This is a genomic window from Serratia marcescens (genome assembly GCF_006715005.1).
GTDB lineage: Bacteria > Pseudomonadota > Gammaproteobacteria > Enterobacterales > Enterobacteriaceae > Serratia > Serratia montpellierensis.
Genome location: NZ_VFMJ01000001.1, coordinates 2,411,731 through 2,436,872, shown reverse-complemented (window position 1 = coordinate 2,436,872; position 25,142 = coordinate 2,411,731). Strand labels below are relative to the sequence as shown.

39 protein-coding genes and 1 pseudogene are annotated in these 25,142 nt (G+C 56.1%); 33 read left to right on the top strand and 7 right to left on the bottom strand.

The annotated features are described in order from the left end of the window. The 6 genes from FHU12_RS11715 to FHU12_RS11690 form a co-directional block, all read right to left on the bottom strand. A complete protein-coding gene (locus FHU12_RS11715) occupies window positions 1–3,243 on the bottom strand; it encodes a RecE family exodeoxyribonuclease (RefSeq protein WP_141969486.1) in 3,243 nt (1,080 codons plus the stop codon). A 517-nt stretch (window positions 3,244–3,760) separates the two neighbouring features. Beyond that, window positions 3,761–4,054, bottom strand: coding sequence for a hypothetical protein (locus FHU12_RS11710; RefSeq protein ID WP_141969484.1), 294 nt, complete (start codon window positions 4,052–4,054; stop codon window positions 3,761–3,763). Between the two features lie 75 nt (window positions 4,055–4,129). Continuing rightward, on the bottom strand, window positions 4,130–4,327 hold the full coding sequence (locus tag FHU12_RS11705) for a hypothetical protein (protein WP_080346927.1): 198 nt from the start codon (window positions 4,325–4,327) through the stop codon (window positions 4,130–4,132). A gap of 350 nt (window positions 4,328–4,677) precedes the next feature. Next, on the bottom strand, window positions 4,678–4,992 hold the full coding sequence (locus FHU12_RS11700; RefSeq protein WP_260440724.1) for a hypothetical protein: 315 nt from the start codon (window positions 4,990–4,992) through the stop codon (window positions 4,678–4,680). Beyond that, window positions 4,976–5,437: a hypothetical protein gene (locus FHU12_RS11695; protein ID WP_141969481.1), complete on the bottom strand. Its 462-nt coding sequence runs from the start codon at window positions 5,435–5,437 to the stop codon at window positions 4,976–4,978. Before FHU12_RS11695 ends, FHU12_RS11700 begins: the two co-directional genes overlap by 17 nt. Window positions 5,438–5,440: 3 nt before the next feature. Next, window positions 5,441–5,833 (bottom strand): helix-turn-helix domain-containing protein, encoded by a 393-nt coding sequence (locus FHU12_RS11690; protein WP_141969479.1) that lies wholly within the window; start codon window positions 5,831–5,833, stop codon window positions 5,441–5,443. Between the two features lie 103 nt (window positions 5,834–5,936). On the opposite strand from FHU12_RS11690, the gene FHU12_RS11685 reads away from it, so the two are divergent. The 20 genes and pseudogenes from FHU12_RS11685 to FHU12_RS11600 all read left to right on the top strand — a co-directional run bounded on the left by FHU12_RS11685 (window position 5,937) and on the right by FHU12_RS11600 (window position 15,010). Next, the gene (locus FHU12_RS11685) at window positions 5,937–6,164 is read left to right on the top strand and encodes a transcriptional regulator (RefSeq protein WP_141969477.1); all 228 of its coding nucleotides are present in this window, start codon (window positions 5,937–5,939) and stop codon (window positions 6,162–6,164) included. A 2-nt stretch (window positions 6,165–6,166) separates the two neighbouring features. Further along, window positions 6,167–6,733, top strand: a complete 567-nt coding sequence (locus FHU12_RS11680) for a toxin YdaT family protein (RefSeq protein ID WP_141969475.1) — start codon at window positions 6,167–6,169, stop codon at window positions 6,731–6,733. A gap of 18 nt (window positions 6,734–6,751) precedes the next feature. Further along, window positions 6,752–6,994 carry a cell envelope biogenesis protein OmpA gene (locus tag FHU12_RS11675; RefSeq protein ID WP_141969473.1) on the top strand — a complete coding sequence of 81 codons (243 nt, stop codon included), beginning with the start codon at window positions 6,752–6,754 and terminating at the stop codon, window positions 6,992–6,994. 39 nt (window positions 6,995–7,033) lie between these two features. Continuing rightward, window positions 7,034–7,793 (top strand): annotated as a pseudogene (locus FHU12_RS27145) (DnaT-like ssDNA-binding domain-containing protein); the annotation flags it as partial. A 107-nt stretch (window positions 7,794–7,900) separates the two neighbouring features. Continuing rightward, on the top strand, window positions 7,901–8,641 hold the full coding sequence (locus FHU12_RS11665; protein ID WP_141969469.1) for an ATP-binding protein: 741 nt from the start codon (window positions 7,901–7,903) through the stop codon (window positions 8,639–8,641). Between the two features lie 15 nt (window positions 8,642–8,656). After that, window positions 8,657–9,043 carry a hypothetical protein gene (locus FHU12_RS11660; RefSeq protein WP_141969467.1) on the top strand — a complete coding sequence of 129 codons (387 nt, stop codon included), beginning with the start codon at window positions 8,657–8,659 and terminating at the stop codon, window positions 9,041–9,043. Then, the gene (locus FHU12_RS11655; RefSeq protein WP_376698846.1) at window positions 9,040–9,753 is read left to right on the top strand and encodes an ASCH domain-containing protein; all 714 of its coding nucleotides are present in this window, start codon (window positions 9,040–9,042) and stop codon (window positions 9,751–9,753) included. The genes FHU12_RS11660 and FHU12_RS11655 overlap by 4 nt, the downstream gene beginning before the upstream one ends. Next, window positions 9,746–9,925: a hypothetical protein gene (locus tag FHU12_RS11650; RefSeq protein ID WP_099782618.1), complete on the top strand. Its 180-nt coding sequence runs from the start codon at window positions 9,746–9,748 to the stop codon at window positions 9,923–9,925. Before FHU12_RS11655 ends, FHU12_RS11650 begins: the two co-directional genes overlap by 8 nt. After that, window positions 9,918–10,061: a hypothetical protein gene (locus FHU12_RS27140; protein WP_158234572.1), complete on the top strand. Its 144-nt coding sequence runs from the start codon at window positions 9,918–9,920 to the stop codon at window positions 10,059–10,061. The genes FHU12_RS11650 and FHU12_RS27140 overlap by 8 nt, the downstream gene beginning before the upstream one ends. Next, on the top strand, window positions 10,036–10,263 hold the full coding sequence (locus tag FHU12_RS27565; protein ID WP_141969465.1) for a Lar family restriction alleviation protein: 228 nt from the start codon (window positions 10,036–10,038) through the stop codon (window positions 10,261–10,263). Before FHU12_RS27140 ends, FHU12_RS27565 begins: the two co-directional genes overlap by 26 nt. A gap of 187 nt (window positions 10,264–10,450) precedes the next feature. Further along, entirely contained in the window at window positions 10,451–10,690 is a 240-nt protein-coding gene (locus FHU12_RS11640) for a hypothetical protein (protein WP_141969463.1), read from the top strand. 42 nt (window positions 10,691–10,732) lie between these two features. Beyond that, entirely contained in the window at window positions 10,733–11,329 is a 597-nt protein-coding gene (locus FHU12_RS11635) for a DUF1367 family protein (RefSeq protein ID WP_141969461.1), read from the top strand. A 4-nt stretch (window positions 11,330–11,333) separates the two neighbouring features. After that, complete coding sequence (locus tag FHU12_RS11630) at window positions 11,334–11,615, top strand: DUF1364 family protein (protein ID WP_049194162.1); 282 nt, start codon at window positions 11,334–11,336, stop codon at window positions 11,613–11,615. Further along, a complete protein-coding gene (locus FHU12_RS11625; RefSeq protein WP_141972967.1) occupies window positions 11,615–12,304 on the top strand; it encodes a bacteriophage antitermination protein Q in 690 nt (229 codons plus the stop codon). The genes FHU12_RS11630 and FHU12_RS11625 overlap by 1 nt, the downstream gene beginning before the upstream one ends. A 169-nt stretch (window positions 12,305–12,473) precedes the next feature. After that, window positions 12,474–13,196, top strand: a complete 723-nt coding sequence (locus tag FHU12_RS11620; RefSeq protein ID WP_141969459.1) for a Mom family adenine methylcarbamoylation protein — start codon at window positions 12,474–12,476, stop codon at window positions 13,194–13,196. 66 nt (window positions 13,197–13,262) lie between these two features. Next, window positions 13,263–13,598, top strand: coding sequence for a phage holin, lambda family (locus FHU12_RS11615; protein ID WP_141969457.1), 336 nt, complete (start codon window positions 13,263–13,265; stop codon window positions 13,596–13,598). A 3-nt stretch (window positions 13,599–13,601) separates the two neighbouring features. Then, on the top strand, window positions 13,602–14,225 hold the full coding sequence (locus tag FHU12_RS11610) for a glycoside hydrolase family 19 protein (RefSeq protein ID WP_049234535.1): 624 nt from the start codon (window positions 13,602–13,604) through the stop codon (window positions 14,223–14,225). Beyond that, window positions 14,222–14,608, top strand: a complete 387-nt coding sequence (locus tag FHU12_RS11605; RefSeq protein ID WP_141969455.1) for a DUF2570 family protein — start codon at window positions 14,222–14,224, stop codon at window positions 14,606–14,608. The genes FHU12_RS11610 and FHU12_RS11605 overlap by 4 nt, the downstream gene beginning before the upstream one ends. Continuing rightward, entirely contained in the window at window positions 14,592–14,765 is a 174-nt protein-coding gene (lysC, locus tag FHU12_RS27135) for an Rz1-like lysis system protein LysC (RefSeq protein ID WP_185742302.1), read from the top strand. The genes FHU12_RS11605 and lysC overlap by 17 nt, the downstream gene beginning before the upstream one ends. Then, window positions 14,762–15,010 (top strand): Acb2/Tad1 domain-containing protein, encoded by a 249-nt coding sequence (locus FHU12_RS11600; protein ID WP_141969453.1) that lies wholly within the window; start codon window positions 14,762–14,764, stop codon window positions 15,008–15,010. The genes lysC and FHU12_RS11600 overlap by 4 nt, the downstream gene beginning before the upstream one ends. Window positions 15,011–15,068: 58 nt before the next feature. Here the strand turns inward: FHU12_RS11600 and FHU12_RS11595 are convergent, their stop codons facing one another. Further along, window positions 15,069–15,359 (bottom strand): hypothetical protein, encoded by a 291-nt coding sequence (locus FHU12_RS11595; RefSeq protein ID WP_260440723.1) that lies wholly within the window; start codon window positions 15,357–15,359, stop codon window positions 15,069–15,071. 167 nt (window positions 15,360–15,526) lie between these two features. Between FHU12_RS11595 and FHU12_RS27400 the strand changes: the two genes are divergently transcribed. The 13 genes from FHU12_RS27400 (at window position 15,527) to FHU12_RS11530 (ending at window position 25,136) form a co-directional block, all read left to right on the top strand. Continuing rightward, window positions 15,527–16,330 (top strand): hypothetical protein, encoded by an 804-nt coding sequence (locus FHU12_RS27400; protein WP_260440722.1) that lies wholly within the window; start codon window positions 15,527–15,529, stop codon window positions 16,328–16,330. Continuing rightward, window positions 16,308–17,618: a terminase large subunit domain-containing protein gene (locus tag FHU12_RS11585; protein WP_049273117.1), complete on the top strand. Its 1,311-nt coding sequence runs from the start codon at window positions 16,308–16,310 to the stop codon at window positions 17,616–17,618. Before FHU12_RS27400 ends, FHU12_RS11585 begins: the two co-directional genes overlap by 23 nt. Then, a complete protein-coding gene (locus tag FHU12_RS11580; RefSeq protein ID WP_141969450.1) occupies window positions 17,618–19,036 on the top strand; it encodes a DUF4055 domain-containing protein in 1,419 nt (472 codons plus the stop codon). The genes FHU12_RS11585 and FHU12_RS11580 overlap by 1 nt, the downstream gene beginning before the upstream one ends. Further along, the gene (locus FHU12_RS11575) at window positions 19,008–20,120 is read left to right on the top strand and encodes a phage minor head protein (protein WP_141969448.1); all 1,113 of its coding nucleotides are present in this window, start codon (window positions 19,008–19,010) and stop codon (window positions 20,118–20,120) included. Before FHU12_RS11580 ends, FHU12_RS11575 begins: the two co-directional genes overlap by 29 nt. A gap of 66 nt (window positions 20,121–20,186) precedes the next feature. Next, window positions 20,187–20,882, top strand: a complete 696-nt coding sequence (locus FHU12_RS11570) for a hypothetical protein (protein ID WP_049273159.1) — start codon at window positions 20,187–20,189, stop codon at window positions 20,880–20,882. Window positions 20,883–20,885: 3 nt separating this feature from the next. Further along, window positions 20,886–21,857 carry a major capsid protein gene (locus FHU12_RS11565; protein WP_141969446.1) on the top strand — a complete coding sequence of 324 codons (972 nt, stop codon included), beginning with the start codon at window positions 20,886–20,888 and terminating at the stop codon, window positions 21,855–21,857. A gap of 40 nt (window positions 21,858–21,897) precedes the next feature. After that, entirely contained in the window at window positions 21,898–22,386 is a 489-nt protein-coding gene (locus FHU12_RS11560) for a DnaT-like ssDNA-binding protein (RefSeq protein WP_141969444.1), read from the top strand. 1 nt (window position 22,387) lies between these two features. After that, on the top strand, window positions 22,388–22,738 hold the full coding sequence (locus FHU12_RS11555; RefSeq protein ID WP_049273128.1) for a hypothetical protein: 351 nt from the start codon (window positions 22,388–22,390) through the stop codon (window positions 22,736–22,738). 1 nt (window position 22,739) lies between these two features. Then, window positions 22,740–23,324 carry a hypothetical protein gene (locus tag FHU12_RS11550; RefSeq protein WP_141969441.1) on the top strand — a complete coding sequence of 195 codons (585 nt, stop codon included), beginning with the start codon at window positions 22,740–22,742 and terminating at the stop codon, window positions 23,322–23,324. Beyond that, window positions 23,321–23,734, top strand: a complete 414-nt coding sequence (locus FHU12_RS11545) for a phage tail terminator-like protein (RefSeq protein WP_185742301.1) — start codon at window positions 23,321–23,323, stop codon at window positions 23,732–23,734. Before FHU12_RS11550 ends, FHU12_RS11545 begins: the two co-directional genes overlap by 4 nt. A gap of 44 nt (window positions 23,735–23,778) precedes the next feature. Further along, complete coding sequence (locus FHU12_RS11540; RefSeq protein WP_141969437.1) at window positions 23,779–24,435, top strand: phage tail protein; 657 nt, start codon at window positions 23,779–23,781, stop codon at window positions 24,433–24,435. A gap of 45 nt (window positions 24,436–24,480) precedes the next feature. Next, a complete protein-coding gene (locus tag FHU12_RS11535; protein ID WP_141969436.1) occupies window positions 24,481–24,834 on the top strand; it encodes a phage tail assembly chaperone in 354 nt (117 codons plus the stop codon). Window positions 24,835–24,881: 47 nt separating this feature from the next. Beyond that, on the top strand, window positions 24,882–25,136 hold the full coding sequence (locus FHU12_RS11530; protein ID WP_049273137.1) for a DUF1799 domain-containing protein: 255 nt from the start codon (window positions 24,882–24,884) through the stop codon (window positions 25,134–25,136). The last annotated feature ends 6 nt before the right edge of the window (window positions 25,137–25,142 follow it).

Sequence of the window (25,142 nt, the reverse complement as noted above, 5' to 3'; positions counted from 1 at the left end):
TTAGGCTACGCGCAGCGCTTCCATGCGGCGCTGGTCAAAGTCGTTAATGTCGTCCACGATTTCTTCGGTGATCGGTTCTGGCCACACGCCGGTATCCTGTGCCTGTTTGATATCCCGCAGAGTTTTGCGGTACTCAAGGCGTCCGAGTTCGAGCAAGTCAGCGGAGGCCTCAACGATGGCGACCCAGTGGTAGTGCTCATCCTTGTTGACGAAGATCCAGAAAAACTGATCCAGCGCCGCCACATCGCAATACATGCCTGCGCTCAGATGGTAATCGCGCTCGATGATTTCACGGTGCAGGCGGGCGCGCAGGGCACTTTGCTTGACGTTACCCATGCTGACGGTTTTCAGGTCGAAACCGGTACGCAGGCCGCCGGCCTCAATCTCTAGATCGGGACGTACGCGCAGCTCGAGGCCGGTTTCTTCATCGATGCCGAAATAGCTCACCTCGACCGCGCGTTGTGGGTGCTTCAGCAACTGCCCGGCCGATGGGTGGGTGAATAGGGCGCGCTGAATTGCCTTGGCGTGTTTCATCTGCGCCTGCGTGATCGTCTGGCGCTGGTCGTTGTTATTTTTCCATGCGCTGATCACTTCGTCGGCGAATACCGCCGTTGGCAAAATCGTTTTGATACGCGCGGCCATATCCTCTTTGCTGCCGCTGACCGGCAACGGCGCCGGAATCGCGCGCTCTTTCTCGACAAACTCCGGATCGATGGTCGCCAACTGTTCCAGCATTGCGTCGCGGCCGCCGGTGGTTTTCAACGGCGCCGGCAGGGTGGCGTTGTACTCTTTGATGCAGGCTTTCATCGCCGTGGCGGTGATTTTTGCGTCCTCTGGGATGCTCTGAAATTCCGGTGGCAGCAGCATATAGAACTGGCCGATTTCGTCAGCGTTGCCGCCCAGCGCATACGGCGCTTGCAGGGTGGCGTTATGCTTCTCGATCACGGCGCGCAGCGTATCGGCGTCGGTCTGTTTCGGCAGGGTGGCGTTGTGCTGTTCGATAAATGCGCGCATCGATGCTGTATCTGTGAATGCCCCCTCGGGGATCACAGGCTCAACGCTGAATTCCTCGTCCAGCTTTTCAGGTTCTAGCGCCAGCGCGTGAACCAACGAGCCGAACGTCAGCGCATCGGTGCGCTCGCGCTGTATGGTTTTGATAACGTGGCGGCCGTGGTAATACATCAGGCTGATCCGCGCGTCCTTTGCCATCGTGCTGCTGATGCCGTTGGCGCTGTGATAGACCTCGTTCGGAATATCCAGATAACGGCCGGGCTCGAAGTATGCAGGGGCTGCCGGTTCTTCCCGGCGCGGTGCGTTGACGACTGCCGCGGCAGGCTCGTTCTGTACTTCGACTGGCGCCGCGGTATCGACGTTTTCACCTGACAATTCCGCTGTTTCGCCTGACACCTCGGCCGTTTCCGTTGACGAATCCAGGAACTCGCGAACATCGTCGCCGGTCGTGGCGCCCGCGGCGTCTACCTTGGCCAGCGGTGACGCGTCAAACAACTCGGAAACGTCAAGTCGACCACCACCCATACTGCGGAGTTCGCTGGGTTGCTGCTGCGCGACTTCCGTTTTTACGCCCTCATTTGAGGCGTCAACCCGCTCGGGCGCAGGGTTTTCCTGCTGCAGCGCGCCGCTGGCGCTTGCGTCGGTGGCTGTAGCCAGTTCCTGATATTTTCTCTCTGATTCCCGGCGGGCTTCCTGCAGATAGAACTCCACGCGAGAATCGATATAAGCAACGCGCGGATCCTTTTCATCCTGCCAATTTTCCAGAACGTCGCAGGTGAGGTGATGAACATCATCGGCAACTAGCTGGTTGAATGGATCGCACGGTTCGATCTCCTTGGCCAGCAGTCGAGCGATGGAGCCGTGCGAAACGTCTCCGATGGCAGTAATCAATTCTGCAACGTCGCGTTCATCCATAACACCAGTCGTTCCGGCCAGCGCCGCACGTATTTCAGCCCGAAGCCATGCGCGGCGCTCGGTCTCGAACTCGGCGACCACGTCATCTTTTTCACCCGGATTTGAGGCCGTTTGTTGCGCTTCGGCGCCAGTTTGTTGCACGCTTTCCGCGTTTTTTTGCGCAGGTTTACCGTCGATTTCGATCAGATTGGCGTTGATGTAGCTGCGCAGCGCACCGGGGGTAACGTGCAGGTTTTCTTCGGCCCCGCGGATTAGTGCAACAATCGCCTGTCGGGAGAACTGCAAAACGCCAGGCGTGGCGCTGAGTTGCTCATTCCACGCTTTCAGCGCCGCATCGTTGCGTTTTTTCATCTCGGTGACCGCACGGATGATGGCGCCCGGCGGGTTTGAAATGTCGAAATCAGACGGATACAGCGCGCAGCCGATTACGGTTTCCAGCATCTGCAGAGAGTCGATCGGCGTGCCGGTTGCCGGTTCGGCGCCGTTTGTGAGGATTGCGCCGGATTCGGTGCGCAATGGCCCCTCAGGCGCGGTTTCGGCTGGTTTGGCGCCGCCGGCCGCTGAGGTTTGCCACTTCGTGATAACGCCCGCGCGCTGTTCTACCGTAGCGTCGAGGTATTCGGTGGCGAATTGGCACAGTTTGCCCAGCTCCGGCACCTTGCCGAACGGTGGCCAGATGGCTTTCATGCCCGAGATCGCAGTGATCGGCATTTCCGGGTAGGTGTGTGCGAACTGTTTAAGGCTGGTCAGCGCCAGAATGACGTTTTGCGGGTAGCGCTGCGCATCGTCCATCACCAGAGCTTTGGCCGCGGCCAATTGCTCGTCGTTCAGCTTCAGGCAGTTATTGCCGTAAAGCCACGCCGCGGCGATCACGGTGTGCTTGTCGAGGCTCGATGCGAAGTATTCACCTGCTGTTTTCTGCTGCTCCTGCACCACCTGCGTTTTTTCAGTGGTCCTGCTGTTTTCTGCTGCGCCTGCACCACCTGCAGGTTTTGTCATGTAGGGATACAGTTTCGGGAATGCCACGGACGGATCAAGCGTGTCGCGCGGCACACAGGTTTTGCTGGCGTCGCTTTCCAGCGCCCAGGTAAGCCAGAACGTTTCGCTGAATTCGCCCTCGGCGGGCAGTTCGTCCACGACTGGAAAATCGATGCGTACCGGCGCGAAGTAGTCGGATTTTGAATGGCCAGCTTCCATGAAGAGAAAATCACGTTTTGTCTCCGCGTGATCGTCAGACTTCGCCTCAAAGTACGTAAAAAGATGGTTTTTCCCAGATTTCTGTTTTGCCCTGTAAAGATAGGCTGCAACATTTTGCATTGTGTAGTTCTCCTAGGTTTAGGTACAATGCCAGCCGATCAGTGATCTGCTTCGGTTGGTCATTGGTTATGCTCCGGTTATTGGGGGTGGTTCCCCGGTAACCCGTCGCCGGGACGTAAAGCCGGTAGACTGGCCCGCCTTGTGCGGGCCTTTTTACTTTCTAATCGCAATAACTGCGGTTGCAGTGTGGGCAGTAAATAACATGGGTGTTTTTTGCTTCGTCCAGCGAAATACCGGTTTCATACCCACGCAATCCGTGTTGCTGGTAAATATCCTTTTTGCAACGAAAACAAATCCCATCGTTTGGCGCGAAATGTGGAACGTGTTTATTGTTGCAATATTCCACCTGTGCCTTTCGTGCCGCGACAGGGGAAAATAACTTTTCCATAAATAACCTCTCGTGGTGATTGATATTGAAATGCGCCCTGCGAGTTGACGCCCCGGAAGGGAAACGCTTGACGCATTTCAATATTCTAAAAAGCCCCGCCAGCGACGGCGGGGAAACTACACACAGCAATTAATGAATCGATACCACGTTGATTTTTATAGAGCTGACTGGTTCTTTAGGCGTGATGAGGTGCACCTCAACCCCAAGCGCGATGCGCTCGAAGCGGCGGACAACAGCTTCAATCGCGCAAACTTCGCAATGCTCGTAGCCAATATCTTTGCCATTATGGGTGATAGCGAAAGGGCGTTGATTCTGGTGCTCATTTTCCGGGAGTGCGATATATCCAGCGACTTCACCATTTGAAAATACTTTTGCCACGTTATTGCTGACTTGCGCCAATTTGAAAATAATAGTCTTGCTCATTGGTATGCTCCGTTTTTAGGTAATGGGATCCCGTGGCTGATTAATTCAGCAGATAGGGTGTTGCTAATTTAAATGTCAGTGCGTGCCAGCAGGCTCGAAATATTCAGGAATGCCACGTGACTCAAACGGCATTTTTATTGCCCGCAGGTTACCCGTTGGCTCGAACCGGTATACTTGGCAATGAATATCGTAATGTGCCACCCATGCCGCGCCGGTGCGCTTATTACGGAATCGTGTCGCTTTTCCGCTATGTGGAATAGTGGTGCTGATCATTGGTTAATCCTCAGCTTGATTATTGGTTATGCCCGCTGTCTCTCCAGCCGTCCCCGGTCTTTCCCGGCGTCAGAACGTCGTACCTGCTGCGCGCCTGTCTCTGTCATCTCATCCACCTTTTCATGCGCCGGTGGCGGCTACTTCGTGGGCGTCCTGCCTTGATGACTCGTTGCTGCGATGGATGTATTAAACACAATGTTTATTCTTGTGTCAACTTTTCGAGTTGATGAAATTAAACATAATGTTTATTTGATGGGGCTAGTAGATTGCAGGCACAAAAAAAACCGGCTCGGGGCCGGTTTAGTGTCGTAAAATCCGGCGCGGTGGCCGGGTGATCGATGTTTATGGGGTTATTTTATGAAATATTTTGATAGAACAGCTAAGGTAACTGCAACTACTAAGGCGACAACTATCTTCCAAGTCTGAGCGTTGAGCTCTTTGTGGAGTTCAACCTTGTTGGATTGTATGTCTTCCTTGGTCGCAACTTTATCTTTCAAAATAGCAACATCGACGGCTATTGAAGACATTTTTTCTTCAAGTTTTTTTACCCGTTCAAGCATATCGCTACCCCCACCATTGCCATCGCTATGTTTTGTAGTATGCGGGGGTTCAGAGTGATTTTCAATTGGTGGAGATTGATTTGGAAAGTTATAAAGCTGCCCCATCTCGCCTCCCGCTGACTGAAGAAACGTAAAAGTAGGTATCAAGCTGGTCTATTGGAGGGGAAATTTTATCACCCTCAGCGTTAGTCATGTAAAGGCTTACCCTTATGGTGTAACAACCATGCCTGGGGAAAGTTACGTTTTTGACAAACATAGACGAGAGATAAACCACTTTAAAATCATCAGTTACCTCTGAAAAAGGATTTTCCAAATAACCATTTGCATTACTGTGCTCATCGATTATGACTGATGAATTTTCGAACAAGATATCAATCTCAGTAGTTATTTGTTTTCCAACGGTTAGCGCTAAACCAGCCGTAACTATCAAGGTGTATTTATCCCCTGTGATTACGTCAGCAATCAATGGCTCTGGCTGATAAATTCCACCTGCCCTCATTCCCGGGCGTAACAACGAAGGGTATGCAAAGCATACTAAGTCTGTTGCCATGTATTATTCTCCAACCGGCTTATACCGCCCGCGAAGGTACTTCTCAACGTAATCATCGATCTCTTTCAGCCGCAGTTGGAAGAGGTCGATCATGCGCTCTTGTTCTGCCGGTGGAAGTTGGCGGAATAGCTCAAGCATCTGAACCTCATTGGGAGCAAGGCCGGTATTTTCATCGACATCCTCGCCAAGCAGCCAAGCAACAGAAACGCCAAGGGCTTCGGATAGTTTTAACGCTGAGTTTTTCCCAACCGTCCCTCGTAAAAACCAATTGTTAACCGATTGTGGACTCACGCCAGCTATCCTGGCCATCTCCGCCTTGGAGATACCTTTCAGCGTCATAAGTTCATTTAAGCGCCTTATCTGAGGGTGCTCAATCTGGTGGTTTTTTCCTTTCATTCCCTAATCTTAAACCAAAAGTTTATTTCCATGAATGCTCATTATGTTGACATTTAAATAAACAATATGTTTAATTTGGCATGTCAAACCTATGGAGATACCTATGAGTGCTTTAGAAAAAGCCATTTGTGCAGCAGGCAGCGCTACCAAATTGGCGAGTCAGCTTGGGATTTCGTCCATGACGATTAGCCATTGGAAGAATCGTTATAAAGGGCTTGTCCCAGCTGATCGAGTGTTCCCAATTTTTAATGTTACAGGCGTGACCCCCCACGAACTGCGCCCTGACCTTTACCCAAACCCGACTGATGGGTTACCCCAAAACGAGGCTTAACCATGTCATTAACATTTCAAGATGTTATCAGGGCAGGTGGCCAGCGGCTGAGTTCAGGGAATCAGTCTTCAGCCCGACGCCGAACAGTAAAACCTGATGCCGTCCGCCAAGCTGTTGAGGAATGGCAGAGCACGCTGCCGGGCCGGGCGCAGGAGACCATCGCCAAGCTGGTCACCGATGAATGGTTCCGGCGTGGCGGAAAAGGCCTCCAACTGGGCGACATTGAGCGCAACAACCGACAGAACATCTTCCGCTGGTTAGACAACCCGAACCGTACAGAGAAATACGCTGGCTATGTCCTGCAGCTGGCGCCGGTGATCGCTGACGTGATGCCGATCGAGATCGCCAGAAAATACGGATTGAAGCAGGGGAAAACCAAGCTCGAGCTGGTGGCCGACGCCATCAAAGAATGCGCGGACGCCAAACAGGCGGCATTGCTCGGCGCACCGCTGCGCGAGCTGGAGAAAGAGATCCGCGAGGGTATCGAGTCGCTGGTGCGCCTGGCGCCACCGGACAGATGGGCGGCCGTTATGGCCAGCGCCGCGGCGATGTTCAGCGGCTGCATGTAATAACCGGAGCATAAACCAATGGCCAATTTTTCAAGAACACAGATCGAAACGCAGATCCGCGCCCAACTGGTGCGCGAAGGAATTCCCGACGACGTGGCGCGCTCGGCTGCCGGCCGTGGCGCCGATCATTACCTATCCAGGCCGAACGCGACGATCGCCAGCAGCATCGCAATCGCAAAGACGTACGCAAAGCCGCTAAAGCGGGTGAAGGGCAAGCCGGATCGTCCGCATGTACCTGGGCGCCGTATGGGGCGCTGGTGATAGTAGTAACGCAGATTCGGCAAAACAAAGGTAGTTCAGATGGCTAATTCATGGTTACGGCTTTGGCACGATATGCCGAACGACCCCAAATGGCGAACGATAGCCAGGTTATCCGGTCAGCCGGTTGCGCTTGTACAGGCGACATATTTGCACCTGTTAGTCAGTGCGTCACAAGGTGTCACGCGAGGTCACGCAGATGTCACGCACGAAGATTTAGCAAGTGCGCTTGATGTGACCGAGCGTGACATTGAGCAGATTTTAGAGGCCATGCAGGGCCGAGTTTTGGACGGAAAAAATCTCACTGGCTGGGCAAAAAGGCAGGTTAAACGCGAGGACTCTGGAAACCCTGAAACCGGCGCCAAGTCTGCCAGAGAGCGGAAAAAACGAGCAGCGTGAACGTCAGCGTTTAGCCAAAGAAAAAGAAGCCTGTCACGACGCGTCACGCAATGTCACGACAGATAAAGATAAAGATAAAGATAAAGATCTAAAAGATAAAACCACTCTCTTAGATCGCGCAGGCGCGAATGATTCGCCGACAGAGGAATCGGCGCCGCCGGCGTTCGAGGATGAAAATTGGTTGGATGAACCCAACGATAAATTCCCGATGACCGCCGACTGGCAGCCGTCGCCTGATTTCCAGCAGCGGGCGGCACTGTGGAATCGTGCTTTGGACGGGCCAGCGCCGGGATATACCCCTGGCGAACTGGCGGGCTTCGTTGCGTACTGGCAGCCAGAGGGGCGGCGGTATCACCAGGTGCAGTGGGAGAAAAAATTTGCCGACAGCGTATTGCACGAGCGTAGGAATGCGCCGACCGGCAAGGAGCGCCACCCCCGCCGGGGACGTTTCGAGCCTTCGGGCGAATACGGCGAAAAACCGCCGGGATTTAACTGACCAAGAGGTGAAACATGAAAACACCAGAGTCACTGATCAGCAGGCTGCAGCGCATCATGCCGCCGGGCATAAAGCCGAAGTTCAACACCGCTGAAGAGCTGCTTGCCTGGCATCGTACGGAAGGGGAGAAGCGCAGCGCCGAGCTTGAGAAGGCGAACCAACGCGCCCGCGCAGAGCGGATTTTCGGACGCTCGGGGATCTGCGACTTGCACCGCAACTGCACGTTCGCAAATTACCAGGTGAGCAATGACGGGCAGCGCCACGCCCTGAGCAAGGCCAAAAGCTATGCGCAAAATTTCGGCATGGGGTTTGGCTGTTTCGTCTTCAGTGGCGGATGCGGTACCGGAAAAAACCATCTGGCCGCCGCGATCGGTAACCATCTGCTGGCGAAGAATCACACGGTGCTGGTGGTTACCATCCCCGACCTGATGCTGCGTGTTCGGCGCTGTTACGACGGCGGAGAGTCCGAAGGGGCATTACTCGACGACCTGTGTAAGGTCGATCTGCTCGTTCTCGACGAAGTCGGCGTGCAGCGCGAAACACGCGGCGAGTGGGTGATTTTGAATCAGATTATCGATCGCCGGCTGTCGTCGTTAAAGCCGGTGGGAATTTTAACCAACCTGAGTTCGAGGGAGTTAACAGATGTTTTAGGCGCAAGAGTCATGGACAGATTAACGATGGATGGCGGGGTCTGGGTGGAATTCACCTGGGGAAGCTATCGAAAAAATGTAAGCCACCTGCGGGTGATCAAGTAATCGGAGCATAAACCAATGAGTAACAGAGTAACCGCAAAGCAGCTCGTGGATATCATCCTCGGCAAAGAAATGAGCACCACTGAAATTTGGGAGGCGGTCAAGGCCGCGCACCCGGCAAACACGATGACGCGGCAGGAGCTGGCGCTCAGGCTGCGGTCGATGATCAGATCGCCGGACGTAAAAATCACAAAGAAGGGCTGCGGGCCGAGGGCGCTCTACAAGCTGACAAGCGTGTCCGACAAATTTGTTGAGCGCGCCGAGGTGAATTATCGCGCGAATCCCCGTACCGGCACGCCGGATAAAACGCTGTGGCATTTCCACCCGAAGGAGCTGCAGTTCTGCAACGTCCACAAGATGTTTGATCAGGCGCTGGCCAACCTGCGCGGGAGGGCATCGACATGATTGACAAGAATCAGGTTGTTGCAGTGCGCAGCAAATCTGCCGGTGGCCAAATGAAAGAGCGCCCAGTGATTTTCAACGGCGAGATGGTTCGCGCCATTCTCGACGGCCGCAAGACACAAACGCGGCGGGTTATTGCCAATGTCGGATCAGATAACTGTATTCCACTGCAGAAGCCGACCAAAACCAAAGACGGGATTTTCACGCATGTCATGGATGCACCAGGGCATGGTTTATGCCCATTCGGCCAGGTAGGCGATCGGTTGTGGGTGCGCGAGACGTTCATGGACTTAACCGGCACAGGCATTGAAGCCACTACCGGTAAATTTGAAGGGTTCGCATATCGCGCCGACACCCCGGCTGGAAGTTATGGCGATGAAGTCCGCAAAGAGTATGGGCTGAAGTGGACGCCTTCACTTCACATGCCACGTAAAGCCTGTCGCATCCTGCTGAAAATCACCGCCGTGCGCGTTGAGCGGCTGAACGATATCAGCGAAGAGGATGCCAAGGCTGAAGGCGTAAAACCGGCTGGCGACATGCTGCCGGATTACCCAGACACATTCCTGACGCCAAAGGGCGACTTTGCTACAGCCAAAGTTGCATTCCAGCGCCTCTGGCAATCCATTTATGGCGAAGAGAGCTGGGCCGCCAATCCCTGGGTGTGGGTTATCGAGTTCAAGCAGGTCAGCGCTAGGGAGGTGGAGCGTGGGTAATCAAAACTTCAAGCCAGGGAGCCTGCGCTATTTCGATGAAGAAATTGGAACGTACATTGTTTCAGAGCCTGGCTCAAAGCAATACAGCTCAACGGCAATGGCGGCTACTGAATATTTTAATGGCATCGAATGGTTGCCGGTAGACGGCGATGAGGAGTTCCAGCATGGCTAACCGCAGACCGCGCCTGGTGCGCGGGGTAGAAATTACCACAGAATGCGACATGTGGCAGCAGAGCAAACATTATCGCTTTCGCTCAGGCATGTACTACGGGCGGATCAGATATGCGGAGTTGCGTGATGAAAAGTGAACTGAAGCCATGCCCGTTCTGCGGTGTGCATGGAAATGGGAACGTGCAGCTGCAGCACCGCTGCAATCTTCTCGGATGGCAAGTCCTCTGCTTGTCGTGCGGCGCCCGTGGTCCGAATGGGTATCATGACGATGCTGTAGACCTTTGGAACCAACGCACGACTGACGGCGCTAACGGTCTAAATTCAAAAGAAAATGATTGAATTTCGTCCTGTAGCACATCAAGGCCCGCAAAGGGCCTTTTCTTTGCTTGCAAACTCAAATTATTCTAACCATAATTATACTGTACAAATAAACAGTATTTTGGCGTTAGGCTGTGAGAGCAGAATTAGTAATCAATAAAAAACAAAGCGTTACTAAGCCAAATTACACACAGCAAAGGAGGTTGAGGTGACCGGATTACAAAACACGCCCCCAGGAGGGTACAAAGTCGTGCGCTGCATGGATGATGCAGTGGTTGCCAGATTCAAAAATTTCCCCGTTTGCGAGCGGGCGTTGATGTACCGACGGGGCGATCAGCTCTCCTTCATGCCGCTACAGCCAGAAGACATCGTCGGCACGCCAAAGCTGATAACGCAAATTTTAGAGCGGGCCGGTCTTCGCAAGATAAATTCTGATAGACTCACTTAACGGGCCTGAACACCCCGTGCCTGCTGCGCCACAGGAGACAACATGGCGCAGTTACAACTCATCAAGCAGTCATCAGGAATACTGATCCCGGCCACGCCCGAGACCAGCGAATTTCTGCAAAACAATTGCAAGCTCGGCGCCGTGCTGGTGGCCGATTTTAAAAAGGTGCGCAACCCGGCGTTTCACCGTCGATTTTTCGCGCTTCTCAATCTGGGATTCGAATACTGGGAGCCTACCGGCGGTGCTATCTCCACGAACGAGCGCAAACTGGTTACCGGCTACGCCAGATTCCTGGCTACGTTCGGCGGCAATGAATCGGCGCTGCTAGATGCCGCCGAGCAGTATCTTGAGCGCGTCGCCGATCGGCGCGCCGGCAGCATTAGCGCCTGCAAATCATTTGACGCCTATCGCGCGTGGGTGACGGTTGAAGCCGGTCACTATGACGCGATCCAACTCCCCGACGGCACTCTCCGCAAACACCCCCGCAGCATCGCGTTCGCCAACATGGACGAAACCGAGTTCCATCAGCTGTACAAAGCTGCACTCGATGTTTTATGGCGCTGGATCCTGCACAAGCCGTTTCGCTCCCATGAGGAGGCCGAGAACGCCGCGGCGCAGCTGATGAATTTTGCGGGGTGAGACGATGAAAATTTACCGCAGCAAAAAATGGTTGGCGGCCGTCGGGCAAATCGAACAATGCGTGTTGTGTGGAAACTGGGGAACCCAGGTCGCGCACCGGAACGAGGGGAAGGGTATGGGGCTGAAAACTGACGACTGCGCCACCGCGGCGCTCTGCGTTTGTTGCCACACCGCGATCGATAACGGCAAAGATCTATCACGCGAAGAGCGGCGCCAGATGATGGACCGCGCGATCGTTCTGACGATTATTCAAATCGCCCGCCGCGGGCTGGTGGTGCCGCAATGATGAACGCACAGCAACTGGAATATATACGGCTGGAGTTAACCAATGCGCTGCATGATGACTCCGGCGGCACTAAGGGGCAACTCCAGGCATTTATCGAGCACCCGCCGGCGGATAAAAATCACTATCCGCGCCAGCGTATCCACAAGGTCGAACTGGAGGGAGAGCGCTGGGCCTATGCGGAAAATTCCGCCGTTTATGCGCTCGAAACACGCAGCCGCAGGCGACCAATGCCACCGATCAACGATCATGTCTTTTCGTCGTGCGCGTGGCGCCGCGCAGTCATGACGCTTGCCGAACATCAAATCGCATGGCTGCGCTACTGCTACGGCTTCGATCTGCAGTTCAAATACCAGACCGAAATTTGCCAGTACGTGTGGGAGAGCTACCAGACGTATAAAGTCGGCAAGCGCCTTCAGTCAAAAATTATTAAGCGCCTGGTGTCGTTAGTCTGGCTGGCCGTGCAGGAAACAGCGGCAAAAAACAAAAATGAGACGTACAAGGAATACGCCGGCAGCGCACTGGCCAATTTGATGAGCGTCGACCGTTCAACCTGGTCACGGGTATATGCGCCGCACTGGGCGCGCCTGAAAGAGGTCGCTGAGAAAATGGATGTGGAAGCCCTGCAACTGGTATCGTCACGTCGCGAAGAGATTATTTGTCGGTTGGAATTGCAAAATGCAACAAAATAGGGCATATTCGACGCTAATTTGATAAATTGCCAAAATTGTGTTAACCCGCCCGCGCGCGGGTTTTTTTATTTACCGCTCCAGATGGGCGCCCCGGAAAGTTGCCGCTTTCCGGGGCTGTATGCCCGCGTCAACAGTCACGAGCACACCCGCCTATTGGAGTGCCGAGACCTTGAAAAATCACGTTAATGCAGTTGTATCACGCGCCAGCGGAAAGCCGGCGCCGATCGTCTATGCCGGCGAAACCGTCGGTTTTGGATGCGACGATCTCCACGTTGCAACGATCCCGGTTTGGCTTGCCCGCCTGGTGATCAGCCATTTTCACTACAGCAAGCGCGTAGTGAACAACTCCTATTTGCACCTGGGTATTTTTGACGGCCGCGATCTGGTGGGCGTCATGCAGTGGGGCTACGCGATGAACCCGAGCAGCGGGGCGCGCGTTGTGACCGGCACCGGAAACCGAGAATACATGGAGTTAAACCGGCTCTGGGTGCATGACCGGATGCCGCGCAATACCGAATCTCGCGCAATCAGCTATGCGCTGAAAACCATCAAGTTGCTCTATCCCGCTGTGGATTGGGTGCAGACGTTCGCCGACGAACGCTGTGGCCGGTTCGGCGTCGTGTATCAGGCGAGCAATTTCGATTACGTTGGTAGCCATCAAACGACGTTTTACGAGCTCGATGGAGAGTGGTATCACAAGATCGCCATGACCACGAAGGGACGCAAAGCTGGCGCCCGAGGTAATTTTTTGCAGGCGAACGCACACCGCGCCACCGCACACACATTTAATCAGTTCAGGTATATCCGCTTTCTGAACAAGCGGGCGCGCCGGCGGCTAAACACGAAGCTGTTCAGCCCGAAGCCATACCCGAAACCTGAGAATTCACCCTAGCCCGGCACCCGCCGGGTTTTCTTTTTCATCACCCGACGATCGGGCCAGCCCCGACAGGGGGAGGACATGAAAATGCCTGACAAAAACCCCGATGTGTGGGGGCAGTTGCTCACATGGCTTGCTGCCCACAAGGAGGGCGGCGGCTATGCGGCCACGGCTGCGGTAATGGCGTTACTGCGCAGCGCGTACGTTGGCCAGCAGGGATGGACGCGCCGACTAATTGACGCCGCTATGTGCGCGATGGTCGCGTATTTCATCAAAGATTGCCTGGCTGCGATCGGCTGGGATTCCACCTATGCCTATCTCGGCAGCATGTTTATCGGCTATGCCGGTGTCGACTATTTCGGAAATATGCTGCGCCGCATCGCCAGCAACCGCACTGGCTCCCCACGACAGGAATAATTCATGACTCAGGATCAATTCAAAGAGGCGGCCGGCATTGGCGCCGGACTGGCCGCGCGCTGGTTTCCACATCTGGAGGCGACGTTCGCCGAGTTTGGCATCACCTCGCCAGTGGCGCAGGCAATGTTCATTGCTCAGGTAGGGCATGAGTCGGCCGGTTTCACCGCGGTCGCGGAATCGTTCAACTACAGCGTGGCCGGTCTGCAATCGACCTTTGGCAAGCGGCTAACTGCGGAGCAATGCAAAATGCTTGGGCGCCAGCGCGGCGAATCGGTGGTGCCGGTGAACCGCCAGGCGGCGATCGCGAATCTCGTCTACGGCGGCCGCCTGGGTAACAAATCCACGGGGGACGGTTGGAAATACCGCGGGCGCGGCCTGATCCAGATCACCGGCGCCGACAATTATCGCGCCTGCAGCGCCGGCATCAAAACCGATTTGCTGTTGGTGCCTGACCTGCTGGAAAAAGACGAGTACGCGATGCGCTCCGCCGGCTGGTTCTGGAAATCGCGGAATTGTGGCCAGTACGCCGGCGACGTCGAACGGGTGACGCTGCTAATCAACGGCGGCAATAACGGGCTGGCAGACCGCAAAGAACGATTCGAGCGTGCGCGCCAGGCACTGGCATGAGTGGCTGGATCTCAAAACTGGCCGGCGGGGGAATGTTGCTCCTGCTGGTGGCGTCAATCTGCCTGGGTGGCTACAGCTCGCTGTTGTCGCACCGGTTGGACCTGGCACGCCAGCAGGCTGCAGAACAGCAGAAGACGCTGGCGCAGCAGGCAGGACTGATCACCACACTGCGCGCGGATGACGCCCGCAATCGCGCAATGATGGCCGAACAGCAACGGAGAGAGCAGCAGCTGCGCCAGCAGGGCGAAAACTACCAGAGGAAATATCAGGATGCCATTAAAAATGACGAGTGCGCCCGCCGCACTGCTCCTGGTGCTGTTCTTGGCCTCCTGCGCGGAACGGACACCACAGCCGCCGGCGCCGCTCGTGCTGGTTCCCCCTGAATCGGTGTTCACCCCCTGCGAACAACCAAAATTGCAGGGTGATACCTGGGGGGATATCGGCAGCCACGCGCTGGCGCTGCAAACAGCGTTATCAATCTGCGCCGGCCAGGTGGCCACGCTGAACCAATGGCGGGCAGCCGCCGGAAGAAAACAATGAGCGAAGCTAAGCCGCAAGATGGCAATACTGTGACGGGGTACCGTGAGCTGTCATTTGCCGAAATCGGGAAGATGAACCAATTCAACGATATCAGCCGCCACTTCATCAAACTTCTGCGAGAGCATGTTGGCGATGTGCGGGCCGATTGGGAAGCAACAGATCGGGCTCGTCAGGCTGAGATGGACATGAAGCGAGCTTGTATGGCCGCTTGCCGGTCTGTTGCGAAGCTGGATGCTGATTGCTAACACCATCTGCATTATCGGTGGCATTCAATGAGTGCCACCGATAATGCTTGTTCACCAACTAGTCGTTTTCTATAGCAAATACAGCCTCTTTGATAAAATGAAACGTATCCAAAGCGAAAGGTGATTTAAATTCCTTTGATTTATCATCAAATCGCCCAAGCTGGCGTTTAATGAATTTTCCTTCAATAAAGTGCTCATCCCGCCCAGTTACTTCAACGATAATTGTCTCGTTAAATTTATCGCCAATTCCATCAGTGAGTTGAATTTTTACCAGGCTACCGATCTTTATCGTAGCTAATTCTGCATCTGAAAGGATGGGTTCGGGGTGCGCAAATTCATTTAGCTTCACAGTTCCTCCGGTGGAATTCATGACGATTACGTATGTGCTTTTGTATCACAGAGCAGGCTTATCAGACTGCTGTGTAATGCGCAAGCAAAATCACCAAAGCCGTCTACCTGCACCCACCGCGCACCCAGCGCACCCGCAGGCTGATGGCTTTTTTTATGGAGAATGCTATGTCACAACCGGAAGAAAGCGGCCTCGAGCGCGATTACTGTGCCGGTCAACTTTCTCTCCGCGACTTGGCAGAGATATACGGCATCAGTGAGGGGGCAATCAGGAAGCGCGCCAAAAAGCATGGCTGGGTACGCAAGGGAAAGAGCGGTACGCAAAAAGGTACGCAGGTACGCAAAAGCGGTACGCAAAAATCAAAGGTGCGTACCGGTGGACGTAGCGCCAAATCTGGGAGCATCCAAGAAGGCGGCGAAGCCCCAGAGCCAAAAACGAAACCGATTCGTGGCAAACGCACAGACCCGCCTGTTAACCCTTTCGGTGCAAACAACCGAGCTGCTTTGAAACATGGTGGCTATGCCCGGCGGATGCTCCTTCCTGATGATGTGATTGAAGATGCCGAAGCTATGGGGCTGGAGGATGAACTGCGCCGGGTGCAGGCGTCCAACCTGATTGCGGCGGCGAACATTGGCCGCTGGGGCGAAGCGCTCCGCGATGAAGAAAACGAAGAGCGAAAAAAAATCCTCCGCGAAAACATCCGCGGCGCTGAACAGGCAATGGATCGCAACACGGCACGCATCGAGTCGATTTTGCGTACCTTCAGCCAGCTAGCCGTTAGCGAGGCGATGTTGCCAAAAATTGAAGCAGATACCGATTTTCGCCGCGCGGCAACAGATAAGACTCGCCTGGAGTGCGAAAAGCTCGGTAAAGAGCTGGCCGACGATGACGACAACGACACACCGAAGCCGGTGGCGATCAATATCAACGTGGTAGACGCCAGGAGGGATGATGATAGCGCCGACGCTTAATATTCCTCAGGCCCGGTTTTTGGCGATGCCGCACAAGTTCAAAGCCTACGTGGCCGGGTTCGGTTCAGGCAAAACGTGGGTAGGGTGCGGCGGTATCTGCAAGGGCATGTGGGAGTTCCCCCGCATTAACCAGGGCTACTTTGCGCCGACCTATCCGCAGATCCGCGATATTTTTTACCCGACGGTCGAGGAAGTGGCGCACGACTGGGGGATGCGCGTCCAGATCAACGAGAGTAACAAAGAGGTGCATTTCTACGCCGGCCGGCAGTACCGCGGAACGACGATCTGCCGCTCGATGGAAAAGCCGGAAACTATCGTCGGTTTTAAAATCGGTAACGCGCTGATCGACGAGCTCGACGTGATGAAAAAGGAGAAGGCACAAAAGGCCTGGCGAAAAATCATCGCGCGTATGCGTTACAAGGTGGACGGGCTACGCAATGGGATTGACGTCACCACGACGCCGGAAGGGTTCAAATTCGTTTGGCTCCAGTTCGTCAAAGAGGTACGCGACAAGCCGGAGCTGGCGACGCTGTACGGCCTTGTGCAGGCGTCGACGTTCGACAACGAAAAGAACCTGCCACCGGACTACATTCCCTCGCTGATGGGGAGCTATCCGCCGGAGCTTATTAAAGCCTACCTGCGCGGGCAGTTTACCAACCTGACGAGCGGCACCATTTACCACCAGTTCGATCGCCGCTTGAACAACTGCGACGAGGTGGAGCAGCCCGGCGAGCCGCTTTATATCGGGATGGATTTCAACGTTGGCAAGATGGCCGGCATCGTTCACGTTCTGCGCCTGGGGCTGCCGTGTGCGGTTAACGAAATCATCAACGCGTACGACACCCCCGACATGATCCGCATCATCAAGGAGCGTTTCTGGCTCTACGATGGCGCCGATTATCGCAAGGTGCGGGAAATTTACATCTACCCGGATGCGTCCGGTGATTCCCGCAAGTCGAACAACGCCAGCAAAACGGATATTGCCCAGCTGCAGGATGCCGGCTTCAACGTGATAGTCGATAACGCCAACCCGCCGGTTAAAGACCGCATCAACGCGATGAATGCAATGTTCTGTAATGCCAACGGCGAACGGCGCTACAAGGTCAACGTGGCACGCTGCCCGGTTTACACCGAATGCCTCGAGCAGCAGGTATGGGATGAAAAAACCGGCGAGCCGGATAAAAAATCCGACAACGACCACCCCAACGACGGCGCCGGCTACTACATCCACAAAACCTTCCCGATCATCAAGCCGGTGACCAACCTCAACATAGGATTCGCATACTGATGTCCACGCAAAACATCGATTATCGCCACCCGGCATACCGCGAGTTTCTGCCCGAGTGGGAGCTCGTCGGTGACTGCGTTGATGGTGAGCGAAAAATTAAAAAGCGCGGCAAAAAATACCTGCCGCACCCCAGCAGCGACAGCATCAACGACGACCCGCAGGATATTCGCTACAAGGCGTATAAGCAGCGGGCGCCATTTATCAATGCTACCGGGCGGACGCTCTCCGGACTGCTGGGTATCGCCTTCAACAAGCCGGTAAAAATCACGCTTACCGGCCGCGTTGCGGAACTGGAGGCGGACGCCGACGGCGAGGGGCAACCTCTCACACAGCTGATCCGCGATGGAGTCAGCCAGAATTTACAGCGGGGGCGCGCCGGTATCCTGACGGACTACACCGCCTCCGGTAGCCAGACGCTGGCCCGGCTTGGCCGGCCAATCCTGCGCCTGTTCACCGCCAAAGAAATCATTAACTGGCGCGTGACCGCCGGTAAGACGTCGCTGGTGGTGGTTCACTACGTCGAACCCGTGGACGACCCGCAGAATTTCGAGCTGTTGCTGCAAAAGGTGTGGATCGAGCTGCGCCTGGTTAATGGGCTGGCGTATGCCCGCCGTTGGCAGCAAAGCGCCGCCGGCATGATGGAGGGAAAGCTGGTCGAACTGAGAGACAGCGCCGGCAAGCAGCTTACGGAGTTGCCGTGGTCATGGATTGGCTCGAGCAACAACGATCACACACCCGATGCGCCGCCACTGGCTGATATCGCCAACGTGAACGTTAAGCACTACCAGGCGGAAGCGGATATCGCCGAGATTTCTCACCTCACCGGGCAGCCAACAATTGCAGTAGGCGGCCTGGATCAGCAATGGGCCGACAAATATCTATCGAGTGGCGTCAAAGTCGGTTCAACGAAGGGAATTTTACTGCCAAAAGACGGCGTGATCAGCATCGTGCAGGCCGAAGACCGCAATCTGCCGTTGACGGTGGCCGAACGCCGCGAAAAGCAGATGGCCATGCTGGGTGCGAAGCTGGTGGAGCGTAATACCTCCGCCCGTACCGCAACGCAGGCCACGGACGAGGCGCAGACCGATAACAGCATCCTGTCTCTGTGCGTCGGCAACGTGGAGCAGGCTATCAACCGGGCGCTGGCGTTCGCGGTGATGTTTGCCGGCAGCGGTGAGGCTACGATCGAGCTGAACAAACGCTATGAAATTTCCGCGCTGGATTCCGCGGCGCTGGCGGTACTGATGCAGATGGTGCAGTCCGGCCAGATGCTGCTGGTCGACTTTATCCGCTACCAGCAGAGCATCGGCCTGATTGACCAGAGCATGACGCCGGAAGAGGTGGAGGATTTGCTGCGCAATCAGGCGCCTGACCTGACTGGAGGTGGACGTGAGGACGATAAACAGCCACCTGTTTGATGAGACGCTCGCGCACGCGCTGTTTGTCTCTCGCTATTCGACCGGCGTCGCCCGGCGAATGGTGAAAATTCTCGACCAGGCAGACGCAGAGCTTTCTTCAAAATTGCTGATGGCGCTGGATGACCTGGACCCGCAGAGCTTCACTGTTCGCCGCATTGATTCACTGCTGGCCGGAGTGCGGGATATCAACCGGCAAGTTTACCAGCGGCTTTACGGGGCGCTGAGCGACGAGCTGGGCGATTTTACCGGGTACGAGGGTGGTTTTCAGTTCAGCCTGTTTGATTCTCTGCTACCCGACCTGGTGAAACAGCGTTACCCGCTTATCAGCCTGACACCGCAGCAGGTTTACGCTGCAGCGCTGGCGCGACCGTTTCAGGGGCGTTTGCTAAGCGAATGGGCCGACAAGCTGGAAAGCGACCGATTACAGCGCATCAGCAACGCTGTGAGTCAGGGTTATCTGCAGGGGGAAACGACAGACCAGATTTATCGGCGGATCCGTGGCACCCGCGCACGAAATTATCAGGACGGTGTTTTGCAAACCGGCCGGGCCAATGCAACCAGCGTGATAAAAACCGCCGTCAGCCATATGGCGGCTGTAGCGCGCACGGAATTCGCCCAGGCCAACGCCGACGTTATCGACTGCAAGCAATGGCTGGCAACCCTCGATAACAAGACGACGCCGACCTGCATAGTGCGCGATCGCCTGCGCTACACGCTGGACAACAAACCCATCGGCCACAAGGTGCCTTATGGCGCCGGCCCGGGGCGGATCCATTTCTGCTGCCGCTCGGTGGAAACGCTGGTGGTGAAATCGTGGCGAGCGCTGGGTATCGATGCCGACGAAATGCCGGCGGGCACGCGCGCCAGTATGGATGGCCAGGTGCCGGCGGAAACCAATTATCGGGATTGGCTGCAGCGGCAGCCCTACCGGCGCCAGGTGGAGGTGTTGGGCGAAACCCGCGCCCGCCTGATGCGTGACGGCGGCATGCGGCCGGCGGAATTCTTCTCCGACAAGGGGGAGTGGCTCAGCCTGCAGCAGCTGCGAGAAATTGACGAACGGGCGTTTTCGGACGCCGGACTATAGCGACCGCCACTCGGCGGTTTTTTTATGCCCGCGGCCTGGGGCCGCAACATCACAACGGGGTTGATGATGAAATTCAAAATCACGAAAGACGAGTACAACGCGCTGAATGACGTGCAAAAGGCGCTTTATAAAGAGTCCGGCGACGGCTACCAGGTGCAGATCGAAGGCATGCCCGACACGTCAGAACTCGACGGCCTGAAAAAGAAGGTCGACGAGCTGATGACCGAAAAGAAAACGGAGCAGGCAGCGCGGCGTAAGGCCGAGGAAGACGCCAAGAAAGCGGCAGAAGAGCAGGCCAAGAAAAACGGCGACGTTGAGGCGCTGGAAAAATCATGGGCGCAAAAACTGGCCGACGCCGAAGCGAAGTCGAAAGCGGAAATCGCGTCGCTGAATACCAGCCTCCATGGCCTGCTGGTGGACAACGTGGCGCAGAAACTGGCGACTGAATTGGCGGGCGACGCCGCGCCGGTGATGCTGCCACACATCAAATCACGCCTGGCCATTGAAGAAAAAGACGGTCAGCACGTGACGCGCATCCTTGACGGCGCCGGCAAGCCGAGCGCGGCCAGCATCGATGAACTGAAAAAAGAATTCGTCGGTAACGCGGCCTTCAAGGGCGTGATTATCGGCAGCAAAGCCAGCGGAACCGGGGGTAACGGTGGCGGCAACCCTGGCGCCGGGGGCGGCGGGAATGGAAATGGCGACAACCCAGATTCACTGGTGAGCCGTGCACGACAAATTATCGAAAACAATCAGGAGTAACGCATGTCCCTCATTATTTTTCAGCAGCAAGTTTCTACCGCCGCGACTGAGCTGGTGGATCAGGAAGTGCAGAAGTTTAACGCCGCCTCGGGTGGCACTCTCATTTTGGGTAACGGCGATCACATCGGTGATTTCATCGAACAAACCAGCTGGCAGTTGATTGGCGGTCTCGCGCAGCGCCGTAATGCGTACGCGGATAAAAAATTAACGCCGGATGAGCTGGGCCAGCTGTTGGATCGCATGGTGAAAGTTGATGGGCGTATTGGTCCTGTCAGCGTCACCCCTACCATGATGAAGCGCCTGGGGAAAGACGTCTCAGAGGCTGCAGCAGTTGTTGCAGCACAGGCGGCTGAGGCGATGATTCAGGACTACCTGAACACCACCTGCGGCGCACTGAAGGCGGCAATTTCCACCAACAGCGGAATGATCACCGATCTCTCCGGTGCTGCCGGCAGCGCGGTAAAACCGTCACTGCGTGGCTTGAACAAAGGCGCCCGACCAATGGGGGATGCGTTCTCCCGACTGTTGGCCTGGGTGATGGATGGTGCAACGTACAACGACTTCATCGATGAGGCGCTCACCAACGCCAACAGCCTTTTTAAGATTGGTAACGTGAACGTGATGCAAGATGGCCTCGGTCGCCGTTTCATCATTTCCGATATTCCGGCCCTGGCTGATGACAACTTGCAGCATGTGCTGGGCTTGACCTCTGCCGCCGCGGCAGTACAGACCACGCCGCTGATCATGAAAGCGCAGGACGTTCTGGGTAATGAAAACCTGAAAGCCCTGATGCAGGGCGAGTACGATTTCACTATCGGGCTGAAAGGCTATCAGTGGAAAAACGATAACCTCAAGTCACCAACGGACGCACAACTGACCACCGGCGCAAACTGGAACAAGGTGCGCACCAGTAACAAGGATACCGCCGGTGTTATGGTTACGTTCGGCGAAAAGGCGGCCAAAGTCGGCGGCTAATCTATTCGGGGCTTCGGCCCCTTTTTTATTGGGGGTGATCATGCTGATAACGGATCCCGCTTCGCCGGATTTCAACAGCTACGCCAGCGTGCGGGATGCGCGTGACTTTGCTACGACGCGCGGCTATTCGTTGCCGGACGATGACAGCGAATGCGAAACGCTGCTGATGCAGGCGATGGACTACCTGGCAGGGCAAAGCTGGCGTGGTTCCCGTTCATCGCCGGACCAGGCGCTGCCGTGGCCGCGCTCAGGCGTGATTGTGGACGGTGTACCGCTGGCCAGTGACAAAATCCCGCGCCAGCTGATCCAGGCACAGTGTCACCTGGCGGTAGAAGCGCAGGAAACCGACCTGACGCCGAGCTTTGCCGGTGGCGGCGAAGTGGTAGCGGAAAGCGTTTCCGGCGCTGTGGCGGTGCAGTATGCCGAGGGTTCAAGCGGAAACACGCCGTATTTCTCGTGGTTGGCCGGCCTGCTTAATGGGCTGCTCGGCGGGGGCGGCGGCATTAATTTTGACGTAATGCGGGGCTGACATGGCAATCAACTATACCCGGATGCGCGCCACCGCCACACGGTTGCTTACCGAGAACGGGCAAAAGCGCGTGCTCACCCGGGGCGGGAAAGTGACGCGGGTAAACGGGAAAGAGGTGCGATTACCCGACGAAAAGGCGGACGTGATCGGCGTTGTGACGGAATACAAGCCGGGAGAAATTGACGGCACGCTGATCCAGAACGGCGACGTGCTGTTGGTGGCAACCTACCAGACGGAAATCCGTATCGACGACCGCATTGAGATCGACGGGAAAAAATATCGCGTGGTTCATCCGCATCCGGTTAAGCCGGCAGCGGTGCTGATCTGCTACCGCGCACAGCTGAGGGCATGACATGGCAGAAAACGACGCGTTCATGCAGGCGATCACTGCCTTCGTGGACAAGGCAAAGGCCAATCAGGCGCAGGTAGTCCGCGCAACGGGGATCCGCATCCTCACGCAACTGGTTCAGATGTCGCCCGTAGGCAATCCCGACTTGTGGGAGGTGAACGCCACCGCCAAAGCCTATAACGACGCGGTCGCAGAACACAATGATGCGCAGCGCAACGATCCGGCCAACCTGACACCGACCGGGCGCCTGAAAAAGCGCGCCAGGGTATCCGACAGCATGGATATCAAGGCGCCGGCCGGTTATACCGGCGGCCGGTTCCGCGGCAACTGGCAGGTGGGGTTGGATGCTGCGCCGCAGGGTGAAACCGGCCAGGTGGATAAATCGGGCGGTAAAACGCTGGCCGCCGGCACGCTGGTGATCGAGCGTTTTCGTGTCGGCATGCAGGCGGTGTACTTCACCAATAACGTTCCCTATGCCTACCCGCTGGAGTTCGGACACTCATCACAGGCGCCGGGCGGCATGGTGCGGATCACCGCTGCCGATTTCCAGCGCCATTTCCAGGCAGCCGTATCGGAGGTGAAATTGTGAGTCATACCCGCGTAGCCGAACTGCTCGAAGCGCGCCTGGGGGAATGGGCCGATGCTAAAGGCGTGCCTGTGGTATGGGACAACATCGCGGAAAACACGCCGGATACGCTCTATCTTCAGGCCTACGCGATGCCGGCGACCACGACGACGATCGACCTGGCTGAAAAGCTGCAGGTGCTGCCGGGCGTCTGGCAGATCAACGTTGTGGCGAAGGCCGGCGACGGCGTCAATGGCGCCCGTGCGCTGGCTGATGAGGTGGCCGCTTTGTTCCCTGTTGGCCTGGCGCTCAGCGATGGGGGGCTCACCTGCTACATCAGCACGCCGCCGACGGTTTACCGTGGCATCACGTCGGACACCCGCTATTCCATCCCCGTTAGCATGAGCTATCGCGCTCACCTCATCACACACTGACCGCCGCGGCGGTTTTTTTTATGCCCAAAATTGGAGAATCCACTATGGCATTTGCATTACCAAACGGCGCCACGGTTTTCGCTGGTTCCAAGATGGCGGCAGCGCTGCCAACATCGGCGGTTAGTAACGCCAAGGGCGCGGTGTTTACCGTGGCAAATGGCACACTGGCCGCCGATGACATTGTGCTCATCAAATCAGGCTGGGGAAACATCGACAACCTGGTCGCCAAAGTGACAGCGGCGACGGCAACGGCGGTGACGATCGGTGCACTGGATACGTCGAATACCAAATTTTTCCCGGCGGGCGGCGGCGCCGGCGCGCTTATCAAAATCACCGAATGGACGCAGATCCCTCAAATCACCGAGGTCGGAGCGTCTGGCGGCGATCAGCAGTACGTGCAGATCCAGTTCCTTGAGGACGACCGCCAGCGCAACCTGGCGACGTACAAGGCAGCCAAGACCCAGACGTTTACCTTTGCGCATGATTCAACGCTGCCGATTTATAGCGTCCTGACCGCTGCCGATCGCGTTGGCGACATTCTGCCGTTCTACATGTACGTGCCGACGGCGAAAGAAACCCGCTATTGGTCCGGAACGCCATCTTTTGACCCACAGCCGGCAACGGCAGTGAACCAGGTGGAAACGGTGCAGGTATCGATCGCGGTACAGTCCCGCACGATGACGTTCTACAAGGACAAGTAATTTTAACCCTCGGGGCGCAAGCCCCACTTTTTCGCAGGTTCCGACATGACAGCAAAATTTACCCTGGTCCCAAACTCGACGTTTAAAAAAGACGTCACAATCCCGCGCGCCGGCGCAGAAGATGGTGTGCTGACGATCACGTTCAAGCATAAGACCCGCAGCCAGCTGGAAGCGCTGGAGAACACCCTGCGCGAGGCGACGGAAAAGCAGATTGAGGCCGGCAGTCACGGCAGTGCGCCGATGGTGGCTTTTATCGAAGAAATCGCCGCCGGCTGGGCGCTGCCTGACGAGTTCAACGGCGAGAACGTGCTGGTGCTGCTGGAAAACTACCCGCGTGCGTTCGACTCCATCGCCATGACCTACACCCGCGAGCTGATGGCGATCCGTGAAAAAAACTAACAGCGGTTGCCTCGGCGTTCTATACGCCTGACCCGTCGCCGGAAGAACTGGCCGCATTTGGGTTTACGCCCGAGGACGTCAAAGGGGAGCCGATCGACGTGCTCCCCGACGTGTGGCCAGTGTTCGAGGTGTTCCGGGCAATGGCGACGCAATGGCGCACCGGTATGGGTGGCGTCACCGGGTTGGATTACAACTGCTTGCCCTGGGTGATGAAATTGCACGGCGTCGACGATGAGGCAACCGCGTTAACGGATATCAGGGTGATGGAAGCCGCCGCGCTTGCCACCATCCATAAAAAATAATGGCCC